This is a genomic window from Desulfothermus naphthae (assembly GCF_054657475.1).
The window spans coordinates 1757952-1773904 of the sequence record NZ_BAAHYQ010000001.1 but is presented as its reverse complement, the minus strand read 5'-3'; the positions used below and the strand labels follow the sequence as shown (position 1 = coordinate 1773904).

Annotated in this window: 15 protein-coding genes; 3 read left to right on the top strand and 12 right to left on the bottom strand. The window is 35.6% G+C overall.

The annotated features are described in order from the left end of the window. Positions 1–42: 42 nt before the first annotated feature. Positions 43–1002: a Wadjet anti-phage system protein JetD domain-containing protein gene (locus tag ACYQ1E_RS08555; RefSeq protein ID WP_459877908.1), complete on the top strand. Its 960-nt coding sequence runs from the start codon at positions 43–45 to the stop codon at positions 1000–1002. A gap of 354 nt (positions 1003–1356) precedes the next feature. On the opposite strand, the gene ACYQ1E_RS08550 is transcribed toward ACYQ1E_RS08555, so the two are convergent. The 3 genes from ACYQ1E_RS08550 to ACYQ1E_RS08540 are packed head-to-tail and all read right to left on the bottom strand — an operon-like array spanning position 1357 to position 2605. Then, positions 1357–2058 (bottom strand): transposase, encoded by a 702-nt coding sequence (locus ACYQ1E_RS08550; protein WP_459877905.1) that lies wholly within the window; start codon positions 2056–2058, stop codon positions 1357–1359. 15 nt (positions 2059–2073) lie between these two features. Beyond that, positions 2074–2286 (bottom strand): hypothetical protein, encoded by a 213-nt coding sequence (locus tag ACYQ1E_RS08545; RefSeq protein ID WP_459877902.1) that lies wholly within the window; start codon positions 2284–2286, stop codon positions 2074–2076. Next, positions 2270–2605: a transposase gene (locus tag ACYQ1E_RS08540; RefSeq protein ID WP_459877899.1), complete on the bottom strand. Its 336-nt coding sequence runs from the start codon at positions 2603–2605 to the stop codon at positions 2270–2272. Before ACYQ1E_RS08540 ends, ACYQ1E_RS08545 begins: the two co-directional genes overlap by 17 nt. Before the next feature lie 726 nt (positions 2606–3331). Between ACYQ1E_RS08540 and ACYQ1E_RS08535 the strand changes: the two genes are divergently transcribed. Further along, positions 3332–3577 (top strand): hypothetical protein, encoded by a 246-nt coding sequence (locus tag ACYQ1E_RS08535; protein ID WP_459877896.1) that lies wholly within the window; start codon positions 3332–3334, stop codon positions 3575–3577. A 75-nt stretch (positions 3578–3652) separates the two neighbouring features. On the opposite strand, the gene ACYQ1E_RS08530 is transcribed toward ACYQ1E_RS08535, so the two are convergent. Then, on the bottom strand, positions 3653–5314 hold the full coding sequence (locus ACYQ1E_RS08530) for an IS1634 family transposase (RefSeq protein ID WP_459874985.1): 1662 nt from the start codon (positions 5312–5314) through the stop codon (positions 3653–3655). Positions 5315–6116: 802 nt separating this feature from the next. Between ACYQ1E_RS08530 and ACYQ1E_RS08525 the strand changes: the two genes are divergently transcribed. Beyond that, the gene (locus ACYQ1E_RS08525; protein ID WP_459877893.1) at positions 6117–8630 is read left to right on the top strand and encodes a pyruvate formate lyase family protein; all 2514 of its coding nucleotides are present in this window, start codon (positions 6117–6119) and stop codon (positions 8628–8630) included. Between the two features lie 68 nt (positions 8631–8698). Here the strand turns inward: ACYQ1E_RS08525 and ACYQ1E_RS08520 are convergent, their stop codons facing one another. The 8 genes from ACYQ1E_RS08520 to ACYQ1E_RS08485 form a co-directional block, all read right to left on the bottom strand. Beyond that, positions 8699–8884 carry a hypothetical protein gene (locus tag ACYQ1E_RS08520; RefSeq protein WP_459877890.1) on the bottom strand — a complete coding sequence of 62 codons (186 nt, stop codon included), beginning with the start codon at positions 8882–8884 and terminating at the stop codon, positions 8699–8701. Between the two features lie 96 nt (positions 8885–8980). Continuing rightward, a complete protein-coding gene (gene rpmB, locus ACYQ1E_RS08515) occupies positions 8981–9181 on the bottom strand; it encodes a 50S ribosomal protein L28 (RefSeq protein ID WP_459877887.1) in 201 nt (66 codons plus the stop codon). Positions 9182–9329: 148 nt separating this feature from the next. Then, positions 9330–9668 (bottom strand): P-II family nitrogen regulator, encoded by a 339-nt coding sequence (locus ACYQ1E_RS08510; protein WP_459877884.1) that lies wholly within the window; start codon positions 9666–9668, stop codon positions 9330–9332. 68 nt (positions 9669–9736) lie between these two features. Continuing rightward, on the bottom strand, positions 9737–10945 hold the full coding sequence (locus ACYQ1E_RS08505; protein WP_459877881.1) for an ammonium transporter: 1209 nt from the start codon (positions 10943–10945) through the stop codon (positions 9737–9739). 313 nt (positions 10946–11258) lie between these two features. Next, positions 11259–12551 carry an IS1380 family transposase gene (locus tag ACYQ1E_RS08500; RefSeq protein ID WP_459874960.1) on the bottom strand — a complete coding sequence of 431 codons (1293 nt, stop codon included), beginning with the start codon at positions 12549–12551 and terminating at the stop codon, positions 11259–11261. Between the two features lie 620 nt (positions 12552–13171). Continuing rightward, positions 13172–14704: an NAD(P)H-hydrate dehydratase gene (locus tag ACYQ1E_RS08495; protein ID WP_459877878.1), complete on the bottom strand. Its 1533-nt coding sequence runs from the start codon at positions 14702–14704 to the stop codon at positions 13172–13174. Between the two features lie 23 nt (positions 14705–14727). Continuing rightward, on the bottom strand, positions 14728–15099 hold the full coding sequence (gene acpS / locus ACYQ1E_RS08490; protein ID WP_459877875.1) for a holo-ACP synthase: 372 nt from the start codon (positions 15097–15099) through the stop codon (positions 14728–14730). A gap of 2 nt (positions 15100–15101) precedes the next feature. Further along, positions 15102–15827 carry a pyridoxine 5'-phosphate synthase gene (locus tag ACYQ1E_RS08485; RefSeq protein WP_459877872.1) on the bottom strand — a complete coding sequence of 242 codons (726 nt, stop codon included), beginning with the start codon at positions 15825–15827 and terminating at the stop codon, positions 15102–15104. Between the last annotated feature and the right edge of the window lie 126 nt (positions 15828–15953).

Below are 15953 nucleotides of genomic sequence, written 5' to 3'. Positions count from 1 at the left end.
AATTGATCAGTTTGATGAATAAAACTTATAGGGAGGAGGGGATTGCAAAATAGGCTTCGCCTCTGTCTTGATATGAAAAAGCTGCTTGAACAAGGAGAATGTGGGCTTACAAAGGATCTGGAAGAGTTTGTGTCCCTTGGAGTTATTAGAACAAAAGGCAGGCGGGTAGTTTTAGAAAACAGGGAATTTGTTGAACAATATTTTCAAAAACATTGTCAGGACCTGTGTGCAGATTATGACAACCTTGTAAATCTTGGCTATGAACCACGTACAGAAAAGGATTTAAGGGATGGGCTTTGTTTAATTTCCCACTTAAAGAAGTTTCCCAACATAAAAGACGTTAAACTTTTATCAGCATCTTTATTTGGAGAGGCAAAACGAATAGAAAAATCCTCTTTTTTAAGTCGTATTTTAAACACATATTGTTTAGAAAAACAGGATCTTGTTCTTATGCGCTCTTTTTCCCATTTTGTAATCAAACAAGATATTGACCTTTATCAATTAACTGCATCATTAGGTGTAGTTGCCCTGTGTTTAGACTATGTGCTTCCCTTTATAAAATCACAAAATAACATAAAGGTTGTTATTTCCGAAAATCTTGCTCCATTTTTGCACATGGAGCTTTCTGAAGGTATTTTACTTTATACTGGTGGATATTCCATGGTGAGTTCTGTGATTTATTTTTTAAATTACATAAGACCATCTATTATTGTACATTTTGGTGATGTAGATAGAGATGGATTAAAAATCTATGAAAAAATAGCAACTAATGTGCCTGGATGCAGATTTTATCCAGATATACAGACTCTGGAAAAGGTATTTTCTAAAAAAGAATATAGGACTCACAAGATAAAATATCCCTCTGAAGATTATCAAACAGAGGAGATAAGAGAACTTGCACTTTTTTTAAACAAAATAGGAGGCCCAACAATTGAACAGGAAACTATCTTGCATTTATACCCAGAGGGCCTTGAGAGGTTTTTAAATTCCCTGCTCACTTGAAAAAAATTAACAAGAAATTAGTAAAGCACCTTTTCCAACTCAAATCCCACAATATTTCTCTTAAACTTACTAAATTCTATGCCAATTAAATAGATTTCCTTAAACTGTCTTGGTTCAGCGTGAAATGGAATTTTCCCGGATAAAAATAAGCTAGTTTTAATTTCCAAAAGGGTCTATAAAAGGCAGATGTCCCTGTAACACACATCAAAGGGTTGTCAAGGACAAGCCTTTCAGGTGCGCCTTTGGCGCATCCTTGGCACCCCTTTTTCGTGTGTTGATTCTGAAGGTGCCGACGGCGGGGGGACGCCGACTCTTCCTTTACCTCTGGCGAAGGGACTATTATTTTTTTGTATTCTACCTTAAGCATAATTTTTTTCTCTTTTGACGCATTACTTTTCTACGTTCTCTAGCCTCATAAAGTTTACGATCTCGTTCTTCAAATATCTCTTTATCTTTTCCTTCAAGCTTATCTTTTGGCGTTATGTATCCTAGGGCACTATGAAGACGTTTAGAATTGTAGTATTCTACAAAATCACCTACTATTCTCCTGGCATCACTGAGGGAGATAGGGCAGTGGACCCGTATACACTCTTTCTTTAAACTTTGATGCCATCTCTCTATTTTTCCATTGCTCTGAGGATAATAAGGAGAAGTGCGTACATGACTCATTCCCATTACTCGGATAAACTCCTTAAAATCTTTTGCAATAAATTGAGGACCGTTATCAGATATTATACGAGGACTATTGTCTGGAAATTTCTCCTTTGCCCTTTGAAGTATTATCTCCACATCTGCTTCTCTCATTTTCTCCCTTATCTCCCAATGCACGATATATCGACTATAACCATCTAAAATACTACACAAATAATAAAAAGTCCCTCTGATATTCAAATAGGATATATCTATATGCCAGTGTTCGTGAGGGCCTTTGGCATTCTTAAAACCCTTTCCTTTTCTCGATGATTTATTATTCCACCTCCGTAAATATCCTTCTTTACTAAGTACCCTATATACACTACTTGGACTAACAGCCACCACATCTTCATCTATCATCATGAAGGTTACCCTTCTTTAGCCTTCATTGGGATGTTCTAATCTTCTTGCCAGAAATCCCGTGGTATCCATTAAGTTATGCTCGTTGACCTTCCCATATCTTTTCTTCCAATCATAAAACTTGCTTGTACCTATACCAATCAACCTTATAAATTTACTGATTTTGATTTCAGTTTTTTGGGACCAATAATTAACAAAATCCACCACATTATCTCTAATATCGTGTGCCACCCACATATCCTTTAAATTCCCCCCAAAATTTTTTTAAACTTACATATTCTTCCATGAGCTCAGCCAACACTTCATTCTTCTGAGAAAGTTTGTCTTCTAAAGCAGCAATCTTTTTCTCTAATCTAGAAATATGACCCTTTTCTTCTTTTTCAAAGACCATGCTTCCTTTTTCAAAAAACTCCTTCTGCCATCTATAAAAAAGTGTAGGATGTATATTATATTCATCACATACATCTAATACAGGCACGTTTTCCAATAAATTTTTCTTCAAAATCATCACTTTTTCTTCTGGGGTGTAATGTCTTCTTTTTTTACCCATCACTTTCCTCCTCAAAGTTTAATTCTTGCTAACTCACTTTGAGGAAAATTCCAATTCCCTCTGAGGCAAGACACCCATACTTTGCGAAAAATAAATATCATTTTTACTTGTATTACCTCTTAAATACTAACTCCACAAACTCATCGAGAATTGCTGTAAATCATTCCACAAAACCCTTACAAAAGGCAAAGTTCTTTTGATGCAAATAACCTTTTGCTAATTTGGTCGATTTGTCTTTAAAAGTCAATGTGACTTAATTTTCATTTGTATATAATTTAGCTTGGTTGAACACTGTTTTTTTAACAAAAAGGACAAATTTTCCGTTTATTTTGTCTCTGAATATTTCCATCACTTTTTCTCAAGAACACCATGAGCTTTTAAATTGCAAACAATACTAAATATATTTAACAAAGTTGAGATATGTGGTACAGGTCTTGCCTTATATTGAGAAAATTTAAGAATGATAATGTTTTTTTTACCGTACGTTCAGTAAAAAAAAGAAAATTGAAATTAGAAAATTAGTAAATTTCAAAAAAGAAAAAGGTGCATTTGTATAAACATTTAGGGTGATTTGTTCATCTCAGGCCTATAAAACTAAGCCTGAAAATTCTGGCCAAGATCCTTTTGGCTAAGCATCAACGTGATAAGTAGTAGTGATAAGGGTCAAGGTTAGAAAAAGGGTTTAAGGATGGCATTGCAAAATTTTAAACATTAAGGAGGGCAAAGATGGAAAAGAGTTTAAAAAATCAAGAACTGGATAAGAGCGTTGAGGAGCTCGAAAAAGAGCAAAAATGGTGGTTTGTGGCGGAAAAAAAGCGTTCAAAACGTTTAGACTATCTGAGAAAGGCGGTTTGGAAAAAGGGAGCTATTGGAGGTAACTACAATCCTGGAATAAAGATAGACCTTGAGAGACCCATACTCTTGACAGAGGCATGGAAAGAAAACGAGCATGATCCTATCACCCGACTTTGATAGTTAAAAAGTTTAAAAATCAATTATATTAGCATGTTATAATTTTAAAAATGAGGGAATTTTACCTACAAACCTTTAGAGTGATGGAAAGAGATATTTTTTCATTTCCTCTTCAGACATTATGTGTTTCATATTTTTTATTTTAAAAATTTCAAACATCTTACTTGCCAATTTATTATGTTTGGTTTTGAGATAATATTTCTTACCATTTATGTCTGTTTCTATTGCATTTATCTCTTTTAAAGCATTTATTATACCAGCTGAAGTAATTACCATGTCCTGAGTTTTTTTATTGTATTTTAATCTATGTTCTATATGTTTTAATAAAAAATAGGCTAAAAACGAGACTATAATATGACCTTTTATCCTTTTAGGAGTGTAATGATAAATAGGCCTTATATTCAAATCAGTCTTTAATTCTCTAAAAGCACTTTCAACGTTATATATTTGCTTATGGATTTTTATCACTTTTAGTGCTGGCATATTAACATCTGAACACGCCAAAGTATAATATCCGTCATATTTTTTATCTTCTTCTATTTTCTTTAAATTTAATCTATATCTAACTTTGCCACCATCACAATATTTTTCTATATATTTTTCTTTACCTTTTATTTTATTTTTTTGAAGCTTTTTTATAACTTTATTAATTAATTTATCTCTTTCTTTTTTGTCTTTTAATGTCCTTTTATCTGAATATGTAGCTACTATTTTATGATTTAATTCAATCTCTTGATAACTTTTTGAAGTCTTTACCTTTCTTTTTTCTAGGACCTCAAATTCCTTATATGCATAGACTCCTTCTTTCTCATTATATGTTATAACTTCATATCCTTCTTTATCTAATATTTTATCTTGGATTTTAGTATTTTTGAACTTATATCCTACTATATATTCATATCCCCTTTTTTTAATCTCCTTTAAATTCAAAGAATTACTTATACCCCTATCGGCAACTACGATTATTTTTTCTAATTTATACTTCTTTTTTAGCCTATCAAGACTGTCCAACAACGTCTTACTTTCTGCTTTATTTCCTTCATATATATCAAAACTTATAGGAAATCCATCAGAATCTATCAATAATGAGAGAACTATCTGAACTTCATTATTTTTATGATCTTTACTTAAACCATATTTCCTTAATTCATCTTCTTTTTTACTCTCAAAATATAATGTAGTTACATCAAAAAAACATACTTTTAATTCCCTATCTATTAATTTTAAACTCCTGTGAAATAAATATTCTTCTAATTCCTCTTTGCATTCTTCTAACATATCTAAAGTTTTGTATAAATCCTGAAGAGATAATTCTTCATTAAGATATAAAAACATATCTTTATTATTAAAATACCCTAACTTAGATAACTCGCTTACTAACAATCTGTTTATCACCAAAGTAAAAACCGTTTTTACAAAATCAAAAGCAACTCTTCTTTTTTTTAATAGACTCGAAAAAAAATTACCCAATTTATATTTATTCCAGATTTCTTTAATAATAATATAAGAATAATTTTTAATACAAGCCTCTTGAGTGTTAATTTTATCAATAGAAGTAAAAACATTTTGGGCATAGAGTTCGAACAATTTTTCAAAAGCAGGAAACATAAGATGGAGCTTGTCGGCCCTACCGAGATTAGCCACGGTTTTATGTCTAACTTTATTATCTTCAGTTCTATAAGAATAAACAATGCGAACATATTCATAGCCTTTGACCTTAGAAACTTTAAGGAACATACTCCCCCCTTTAGTTAGACTGCATAGATATGTTAATAAATTCTTTATTTTTAGTCAATAAAAAAGTATTAATATTGTAAAGTTAGGACTACAAAATTTTTTGATAAAAAATATATGTAACTGATCTGATTAAACTTTTATAAAAAAATACCCCCAAATTCCACTAATTTCCTACTCTAACTGTCAAAGTCGGGCTTAAATACTAACTCCACAAACTCATCGAGAATTGCTGTAAATCATTCCACAAAACCCTTACAAAAGGCAAAGTTCTTTTGATGCAAATAACCTTTTGCTAATTTGGTCGATTTGTCTTTAAAAGTCAATGTGACTTAATTTTCATTTGTATATAATTTAGCTTGGTTGAACACTGTTTTTTTAACAAAAAGGACAAATTTTCCGTTTATTTTGTCTCTGAATATTTCCATCACTTTTTCTCAAGAACACCATGAGCTTTTAAATTGCAAACAATACTAAATATATTTAACAAAGTTGAGATATGTGGTACAGGTCTTGCCTTATATTGAGAAAATTTAAGAATGATAATGTTTTTTTTACCGTACGTTCAGTAAAAAAAAGAAAATTGAAATTAGAAAATTAGTAAATTTCAAAAAAGAAAAAGGTGCATTTGTATAAACATTTAGGGTGATTTGTTCATCTCAGGCCTATAAAACTAAGCCTGAAAATTCTGGCCAAGATCCTTTTGGCTAAGCATCAACGTGATAAGTAGTAGTGATAAGGGTCAAGGTTAGAAAAAGGGTTTAAGGATGGCATTGCAAAATTTTAAACATTAAGGAGGGCAAAGATGGAAAAGAGTTTAAAAAATCAAGAACTGGATAAGAGCGTTGAGGAGCTCGAAAAAGAGCAAAAATGGTGGTTTGTGGCGGAAAAAAAGCGTTCAAAACGTTTAGACTATCTGAGAAAGGCGGTTTGGAAAAAGGGAGCTATTGGAGGTAACTACAATCCTGGAATAAAGATAGACCTTGAGAGACCCATACTCTTGACAGAGGCATGGAAAGAAAACGAGCATGATCCTATCATGTTGAGAAAGGCTAAGGCCCTTGCCCATGTTTTAGATAATATTACAATCTTTATTACAGATCATGCTCAGTTAGTTGGCTATGTTGGAAGTTTACCACATACATTACAGTGGTATATCGAAGGGGCCAGTATGGTAAATGAAGAAGTTTACAATGAACCAGGTATTATACCTGAACCAGAAGAAGAGTCGCTAAAAATCATTGCAGAACTCAATGATTATTGGAATGGTCAGACTGCAGTGGATAAGCTCGCAAGAATTCTGGACCCAGAAGATGCTGTAAAATTTGTAAGTGGAGCAATTGGTTGGGGAGCACCTACTTCAGCTTACGGGTATTCTGGAAAAGACTATGAATATTTTATGACGGGCAAACGGGGTTTTGAAGATATTTTAGATGAAATTGATAGAAGGATAGAGGAGGCTGAGGAAAAAATCACAGGGACTCCTGGTCCAGATATTTTGCCTCTATATGACCGCATTCAAAATTGGGAGGCCATGAGGATTATTTTGGAAGCAGCTATTCGCTATGCAAATCGTTATGCCAGACTTGCCCGAATCATTGCTGAGAATTTTGAGACCGATCCAAAAAGGAAAGAAGAACTTCTACGCATTGCTGAGACCTGTGAACGTGTACCAGCAAAACCTCCCAGAACACTTCAGGAATCCTTCCAGTTTGACCACTTTGTGCAGGTAATATCAAGATTTGAGGCTGGGGAAGGGGCCTGGCCAGCACGTCCTGATTATTATCATGGACCTTATTATGACAAAGACGTAAATATTGATAAGAGATTAACAAAAGAAGAGGCCCTTGATCTTGTGGGCGAGTTTATGATCAGGACCTATGAAGTTGGGGCATTCGCCCCTAGATGGGCAAGAGAAGGACTACAGGGTATTACTGGTACATGGGTCTGGACATTGGGAGGAGTCAAACCTGATGGGAGCGATGCATGTAATGATTTGACAATTGCCTTTTTACAAGCAGCTAGACTTGTGCGAGTCTCTAATCCCACCTTTGGTTTTCGCTGGCACCCCCATGTAAAAGATGAAGTAATGCGGGAATGTTTTGAGTGTATACGCCATGGATTGGGTTATCCATCAATGCGGAATGATCCCATTTTAATTGCTAATACCATGCACTGGTATAAACATCCTTTGGAAGAGGCAAGGCTATGGGTACATCAGGCTTGCATGTCTCCATGTCCTCCTACCAAGCATGGTTTTCAACCTTTTCGTATGGCTTCGGCCACAGCAAATACAGCTAAAATAATAGAATATGCCCTTTTTAATGGTTATGACCATGTTGTGAAAATGCAGATGGGGCCTAAGACAGGAGATGCAAGAAAATTTAAGGATTTTGAAGAACTTTTTCAGGCCTGGGTAAAACAGATGGAATGGCTGATGAACATTTTGGTACGCACGATCAACCTAGGCAGAGTCAAGGATCCTGAATTTTACGGACGTCCTTTCCTCTCAGCTATTTCACAAAGGTCTGTTGAGACCGGTCTTGATATAATAAATCCAGAGGGAGAGAGAGGAAATGCATGGGTAACCTTCTTCACATGGGTAGAGAATATAGATAGCCTTGCAGCGGTAAAGAAACTTGTATTTGAAGAGAAGAAATATACCATGGATGAGCTTTTAACAGCACTAGAAGCCAATTGGGAAGGATATGAAGAGATGCGTCTTGATTTTGTTAAAAACGCACCTAAATGGGGCAATGATGATGACTATGTTGATGAAATTATGGTACGTTGTCTAAAAGAAGTGGCCCGTCATTCCAAAGAGATAAAGTGTCCTTCAGGGAATCCCTGGCCAGCATTACCTGAGAACGTAAGCGGTAATATCCACTATGCAAATATTGTAGGAGCCCTTCCCAATGGTCGTAGACTTGGAGATGCACTCTATGACGGCGGAATATCCCCAGGACCTGGTCTGGACAAAAAAGGTCCAACTGCAGTGCTCAAATCCTGCGGTAAAATAGACCACATAGGACATGGACGTGCCTTTTTGCTCAATCAACGTTTGTCTCCTACTCAACTTGCAGGAGAAAAAGGATATCAATTGTGGAAGGCCTACATGAAAACTTGGGCAGAGCTAGGATTAGACCATGTTCAATTTAACATGGTGGATGATGCAACTCTAAGAGCAGCACAGAAAGATCCTGAAAAATATCAGGAGGTCATAGTGAGAGTTGCTGGTTACAGCGCCCATTTTGTGGATATAAGCCGTAAAACACAGGATAACATAATTCAAAGAACCATTCAAGAATTAGGGAAATAAAAATATATTACCCCTGCCCAAAAGGTAGGGGTAATATATTTTTGAGTTAGAGAAACAGTAAAATTTAGTTAGTTATGGACTTCAGCCACAAAATTTATTTTTAAATATATATTTTTCCATCCTCCTGGAATATTTTTGGAGCTTTTTCCATAAATCACATCTCTAAATTCAGCATATCCTGAAATTTTTATTAATTTTACATTGACTTTTGATAGCCTCTCAATATGATCTTGTCTAGCATTTTTTTTAATCATGCAAAATTTATTAAAAACATCTTAAATAAGGTTGCTTGATGGAAAAAAATAAAATAACTTTTAGTGACATCTTTACTGACATTGACGGTTAAAAATTTAAGCCCTAACAGGCTTTTGAACCGCCCCGCTTCTAAGACACCTTGTGCATACCTTAATTCTGCACACCTCTCCATTTGGTAATTGTGCTCTGACTTTTTGAATATTGGGTTTGAATTTCCTCTTACTTTTGTTGTGAGCATGGCTTATGTGATTACCAACCCTTGTCCTTTTTCCGCATATTTCACAAACTCTGGCCATTTTTTTTAGTCCTCCATTGCATTATTCTTGCTATTTGCTTTTATTGATACTGAAAAATCATTAATTCTTTTGGCTAATTTGCTGTCCAAAAAATTTTTATACCTATAATTTTTCTAAAAGGCAAGTCCTACAGCATGAATTTTTAAAATTAAACTGCTACTTCACCCTTTTCTCCAGTTCTAATTCTTATTACTTCCTCTATTGGAATTACAAAGACCTTTCCATCTCCAATTTTCCCTGTTTTTGCCGATTCCAGTATTGTGGATATAACTTCATCTACCATTTCATCTGGAACCACGATTTCTATCTTTATTTTGGGCAAAAAATCTACCACATACTCTGCTCCTCTATATATTTCAGTATGACCTTTTTGTCTGCCAAATCCCTTGACTTCTGTAATAGTCATACCTTTTATTCCAATTTCAGTAAGTTTTTCCTTCACGTCGTCTAATTTAAATGGTTTTATTATTGCTTCAATTTTTTTCATCTTTTCCTCCAAATAAATGGGTAGCTAAATGTTTCTATTATTATTTAATAAGTAGTTTACTTGCAAGCTTAAATTCTATATGCCTCTTCTCCATGTTCACTAAGGTCAAGACCTCTTACTTCGTCCTCTTCAGTGACTCTAAAACCAATAATTGCCTCTATAGCCTTTAAGATTAAAAAGGTCAAAATTCCACAATAAATCACAGCAAATAAGGTTGCTCCAATTTGGAGCAATAACTGATGAAAATTCCCAAAAATAAATCCCTTTGCACCATAGCTAGCAAAAACACCAACGGAGATTGACCCGAAAATTCCTCCAATTCCATGGATACTAAAAACATCAAGGGAGTCGTCAAATCCCATTTTTACTTTAATCACAACCGCAGTGTAACATATAATACCTGCAAATAATCCAATAACAAGGGCGCTCCAGGTGGGGACAAATCCACATGCAGGCGTAATACTTACAAGCCCTGCAACCAAACCAGATATAACCCCTAAGGTGCTCGGTTTTCCAAAATGACACCACTCTGCAGCAACCCATGAAACCGCAGCGGCTGCTGCAGCAAGATGGGTATTGACTATAGCTAATACGGCTATTTTATTTGCCCCCAAGGCTGATCCGCCGTTGAATCCAAACCAGCCAAACCACAGGAGCCCTGCCCCTATTACAGCAAAAGGAAGATTGTGAGGAATAAACTGGGAGCTAGGATATCCCTTGCGTTTTCCTATGACTAAAGCAGCTACAAGCGCTGAAATGCCAGCACTGATATGAACCACCATCCCTCCTGCAAAATCTAAAACACCCAGCTTGGCCATCCAGCCCTCTTTGCCCCAAACCCAGTGACAAAGGGGATTGTATACTAGAATAGCCCAAAAAATAATGAATACAATATATGCTGAGAACCTCATTCTTTCAACAATTGCACCTGATATTAGGGCTGGCGTTATAATAGCAAACATCATTTGGAAAAGCATAAATAGAGCGTGAGGGATAGTTGTGGCATAATTGGAACTTGGCTCTAATCCTACACCCGCCAAAAAAAGGTGATTTAATCCCCCAATAATACCCAATATATCTTTCCCAAAACTCATAGAATATCCAATGAAAAACCATTCAACTGAAATTATTCCCATACATATAAAGCTCATTAAAATAGTATTTAATACATTTTTGTTTCGAACAAGCCCACCGTAAAACAGGGCAAGTCCTGGAGTCATTAACATAACAAAGGCCATTGATACTAACACCCAAACAAGATCTGCATTTGATATCATAAGAAATACCTCCTTCTTTATTTTTTTTAATTGTAATCTTTATCAGCATCATTAATGCCAAAATGTATTCTATTAATTTAATTATATCCTAAAATCTGCAATTACAGTTCAATCGTAAGCAACTGATTGTTCTGGACAGAGATACCTAGATATGGAGCTGTTATGTTAAAGGATATGTCTCCCTCATTGTGACTTGGAAGGCTTTTTCAGGTAGAAGCTGCGGTCAGTGGCACTCTTTACGGGTGTGTAAAGGCACACCACTGCACATGGACTTACGCAAAATCCTATTTTGGAGGATACTCTCAAAAAAAGATTAAGCAAATTGTAATGACCGGATGGAATTTTCTATCTTTATCCAACGTTCTTTGAAAAAATAATCCCTCGATAATCGAAGGAACCATTGTCGTCCCGCATGCATCAGCCGAGCTGGAACATGGATTAGAAACATGCGGATTGTGTTGGGCTCTTCTCTAAAACCATCTTCATCGTTGAGCCACATCATCCAAACCAGTAGATTGTAAGCCAGAATACAGGTCTGGAATATGGCGGAGTTGGCCCAAAAATCCTGTGTCAAAATGCTTCCAGAGGCCATCTGTCCCTTACACCACTCAATCCAGTTTTCACTGGCCCCCCGTTGGCAATAATACCTGTGGACGTCCCAGGGACTCAGGTTCATATTTGTTACATAACAAAAATAATCATACTCAGTCTTTGTAACGCTGAAAAAAAAGCAACTAAATTTGCTCTCTATTACTTGACGTACGGCCACAAACCGGCGGGGGTGCTTCCACCTTTCACATTTGTATGTGAATTCGGTCTTCTCATAGCCAGGTCTATTTTTAACCTTGTGCCATTTCTGAGTTTCTAAAAGCTGAGTGAGTCCTCGCATCTTAACCTTGATTAAGTACAAAGCATGAGCCTCTTCTAAGTAGTCTAAAAGTTCTCCATTAAAAAAGGCGGAATCTGCACGTACAATAATTTTCCAGACTCTCCTTGGAAGCTTGGCAAAGCACTCTTGCATAAACTCTACACAACCATTGGCTGAATAAGCATCTCCGGCTCTAAACCAGTTGTGAAGACATTCCCGCGTCTCAGCAATAAAGCAAAGTAGCGGATGATATCCCCTTTGTCCTGGCTTCTTGGGGTTGTAACCCTTCTCGGCACCTTCCTGTTTCCCATACACCCCACGCACTGTAGAGTCCAAATCTAAAGTGATGCGGCTAAACCATTTTTTACCCCAAACCTTTTTGCGCACTTTTGTTTCTACATCGGAGAGCTCATTGCAATGTCGGGGATTAAACAACTTAAAAACCCGATTTATGGTAGTATAGTCAGGAAACCTTTCCCATTTAAAAAGCGACCTCAATGCTAAATCAGATTTTAGGATAAATACATGGCTCATATGCTTAGCCCCGGCTAACACTGCCATCATCAAAATCATGATAATGTCGGAAACCTTATACTGTGCGGTAGCTCCCCGCTTAATAGTAATGTGTTGCTCAAGCATCTTGGGAAGCTTCAGTTTGTCAGCAAACAGGCCCAGCAATACCAGTCCGGCGTTGCCCGTAAGATTTTTTTCAGTGAACTTAACATGGAATCTACGCATAGAATCAGTGCCTCCTTCATACTTCCTATTTGAAACACTTTATACCATTAATTCACTATATTGTCAAGCTAAACATTATCTTATGATGCAAATTTTAGGTATATTTTTTTATTTAAGTCCAGAAAGTATAAAAAATATGATACAAAATTGTATAAATTGTTCAGAGATCAATAAGTATAAACCGCCCGTGGCGGTGGAAAGTTATTACACAATTTCTTACTATTACCTATGGATGTGGGATTTTTATTGACTGCGTTGTTTGACTTGAGGGGAAAAAGAGACTATCCCTCTGTTGATCCCTGTTATTATATTATTATAAAAGGACGAATAAGTCGTGCAGTTCAATCTTATTTTGCTTTAAATTAAAATGGGTACAAAATTGTATTTTTTGGGCAGTAAGTATGACTTGTTATCAAATGACGGTAAAAATCCAAGTGAAATACTTACAGTAGAAAGCAAATGTTTTTTATAGGCATTTATAACAATTGCAAGGCCAATATTTTAGATCCCTTTGCCTCTGGGGGATATTTTTTTATAAAGATAAAATAATAGTTTATTCAATGTGTTATAGTTATCCACAGCCATATTAAATTACGCACATAACTATAAAATACTCAAATCTAAATTTCTGTTCTTACAAGTGGAAGTGTAAAAGCAATATCCTGAGCTAGATTCCCTCTATAGGGATATTTTTTTTGTAAATTCATTCCAGCCAGCCCATGCCACATAACTCCCATGCAACCAGCGTCTTTTGAATCTATTTTCATACCCTTTAAATATCCGATAATTCCTGATAATACATCTCCAGATCCACCAATTGCTAAATTTTTGCATGCAATATTTGATATATATATCTTTTTATCTATGTTTCCTACAAGAGTACCAGCACCTTTTAATACACATACACATCCATATTTATCTATCAATTTTTTTACAGCATTGAATCTATCTTGTTGTATTTTGGCAGCACTAGTGTTTAAAAGGTATGCAGCCTCTCCTGGATGTGGGGTTAATATAGTTTCTGGAGGTATTTTAATATCTTGGTCTAATTTAGACAAATTGTAGAGTGCATCAGCATCTATTACAGTAGGGGGATGGTCGCTATTTAAATAGACCCTTAAAAATTCTCTTGCACCATCATTTCTGCCCATCCCAGGACCTATAACAACTGCATCGAATCTTGATAATTCATCTTTTATCTCATTAAAGTAGTTTTTATCAAATTCATTACTATCCTTTGAGCCCAGTTCTTTTGTCATTATTTCTGGCCAGTTTAGTTTGACATTTAAACCACAGCCAGAGGGAATTGCAGCTGTAACTAAACCTGCACCAGCCTTTAATGCTGCCAATGAACACAGACTAACAGCTCCTGTGAGGCCTTTTGCTCCGCCAATTACAAGGACATGGGAAGCTGAGCCTTTATGGGCAATATGTGCTATATCGGGGAGAGATTTTATAATATCATGAGAAATTCCATAAAAGGAAGGGGGATTTTGTTCTTTTATTTTATTGGGTATTCCAATTTTTCCCACCACCAATTTGCCCACAAACTCTTTTGCCTCTGGAACATATAGACCTACCTTTGCTTCTTCAAAGGTTACTGTTATATCTGCTTTCACTGCAATAGGAGAAGGGACTCCTGTGTATCCATTTAATCCAGATGGAATGTCCACTGATAAAATATAACTGGACTTTTTGGCATTATTTATTGCTTCCACTACTTTTTTATAATCATCTCTTAAATCACCTGAGAATCCAGTTCCCAGAAGTGCATCTATTATTATATCATAATCTGTTAAATTTAAGTTATTTTCAGGGATTTTTTTAGCTAAAACACCCATTTTAAGGGTTAAATTCACGTGATAGGCTGCATCTTTTTTGTAGGATTCAAGGTCTTTTTTGTAGTAGATTTTAACATCTGCTCCAAGATTATTCAAATGTCTTGCTACTGCAAAACCATCGCCTCCATTGTTTCCAGGACCAGCAATTACAACAATTTTTTTGTTTTTTAAATTAGAAAACTCCTCTTGCAATGCATAAACTATTTGCCAGGATGCATTTTCCATCAATATCTCACCGAAAATTCCAATATCTTCAATTGTTATCTTGTCCCAAAGTCCCATTTCCTTGGGAGTGGGAAGGGGGATGTACATAATTTTACCTCCTTACGTTAGTATCAGCCTTCTAAAACTACCATAGCACCAGCTACATTTTTTTCATGTGATATAGAGAGAAAGATTTTTTTTACTCCAAGCTTCATTGCAATATAAGAGGCCCTGGAATTTAGCTCTATCTGCGGAGTAGTTATAAAACTAGGTATTATTTCAATATGTTGGGGAGAAATTCCCTGTGAAAATCCTGTACCTAAGGCCTTAACAAAAGCTTCTTTTGCAGCAAATCTGGATGCCACATATTTATCCATTTCTTTTGGTGCCATTTTTCTTTCCCGTTCAGTTAAAATACGACGGATTAATTTTTCGCCCCATCTTTCCAGGGCCTTGCGAATACGAATAATTTCAACTATATCAAATCCAATTCCAACAATCACACCTAATCCACAAAAGTTTTTATAATTTCCACCATATCTTTAACGGCCCTTTCCATTCCAACTAATGCAGCCCTGGCCACTATGCTATGGCCAATTGAATATTCACATATTCCAGGAACCTTTGAAAAGGCCCATATATTCTCATAATTTAGACCATGACCTAAATTAACTTTAAGTTTTAGGTCCTGGGCTATTTTTATACCTTTTAATATTTTTTTAAGTTCCTTTTTAGAGCTAAGATCATCTGTTGCATCTGCAAAATGTCCTGTGTGTATTTCAATGTATTCTGTATCAATTTTTTTTGCTGCCTCAATTTGTGTTGGGTCAGCATCAATAAACAGAGATGTCTTAATACCAGCCTCTTTAATAGGATCTAAAAATTTTTTTAAAAACTCTATTTTTGATGCTGCGTCTAAACCACCCTCTGTAGTGAGCTCCTGTCTTTTTTCTGGCACTAAACAGACCATGTAAGGTTTTATTTCCAGGGCTATTTTTTGCATCTCATCAGTTGCAGCCATTTCTAAATGAAGTTTGGTCCTGATTGTGTCTTTTAAAAGTTTAACGTCTCTATCCTGTATGTGACGCCTATCTTCCCTTAAATGGACAATTATTCCGTTGGCTCCAGCGATTTCTGCCAAAAAGGCTGCATGCACTGGATCTGGTTCTTTTGAGAGTCTAGCTTGTCTTATTGTGGCTATATGGTCAACATTTACTGCAAGCTTTGGCATATCTAGGCCCCTTTTTTTATGGGTGTTAAAAATCTTTAGTTTTTCCCCTTTAACTCTTGTTCTTATACTTTACTATTTTTTATCTTGCAAGCTTCATTAATGAGGATTTCTTAGGCTGTGAATTAA

Excerpts from the sequence above, each read along its gene's own strand:
- ACYQ1E_RS08540 (WP_459877899.1), bottom strand. The coding sequence starts at position 2,605 with ATGGGTAAAAAAAGAAGACATTACACCCCAGAAGAAAAAGTGATGATT.
- ACYQ1E_RS08535 (WP_459877896.1), top strand. The coding sequence starts at position 3,332 with ATGGAAAAGAGTTTAAAAAATCAAGAACTGGATAAGAGCGTTGAGGAG.
- ACYQ1E_RS08550 (WP_459877905.1), bottom strand. The coding sequence starts at position 2,058 with ATGATGATAGATGAAGATGTGGTGGCTGTTAGTCCAAGTAGTGTATAT.
- ACYQ1E_RS08525 (WP_459877893.1), top strand. The coding sequence starts at position 6,117 with ATGGAAAAGAGTTTAAAAAATCAAGAACTGGATAAGAGCGTTGAGGAG.
- ACYQ1E_RS08520 (WP_459877890.1), bottom strand. The coding sequence starts at position 8,884 with ATGATTAAAAAAAATGCTAGACAAGATCATATTGAGAGGCTATCAAAA.
- ACYQ1E_RS08510 (WP_459877884.1), bottom strand. The coding sequence starts at position 9,668 with ATGAAAAAAATTGAAGCAATAATAAAACCATTTAAATTAGACGACGTG.
- ACYQ1E_RS08495 (WP_459877878.1), bottom strand. The coding sequence starts at position 14,704 with ATGTACATCCCCCTTCCCACTCCCAAGGAAATGGGACTTTGGGACAAG.
- ACYQ1E_RS08530 (WP_459874985.1), bottom strand. The coding sequence starts at position 5,314 with ATGTTCCTTAAAGTTTCTAAGGTCAAAGGCTATGAATATGTTCGCATT.
- rpmB (WP_459877887.1), bottom strand. The coding sequence starts at position 9,181 with ATGGCCAGAGTTTGTGAAATATGCGGAAAAAGGACAAGGGTTGGTAAT.
- ACYQ1E_RS08505 (WP_459877881.1), bottom strand. The coding sequence starts at position 10,945 with ATGATATCAAATGCAGATCTTGTTTGGGTGTTAGTATCAATGGCCTTT.
- ACYQ1E_RS08485 (WP_459877872.1), bottom strand. The coding sequence starts at position 15,827 with ATGCCAAAGCTTGCAGTAAATGTTGACCATATAGCCACAATAAGACAA.
- ACYQ1E_RS08500 (WP_459874960.1), bottom strand. The coding sequence starts at position 12,551 with ATGCGTAGATTCCATGTTAAGTTCACTGAAAAAAATCTTACGGGCAAC.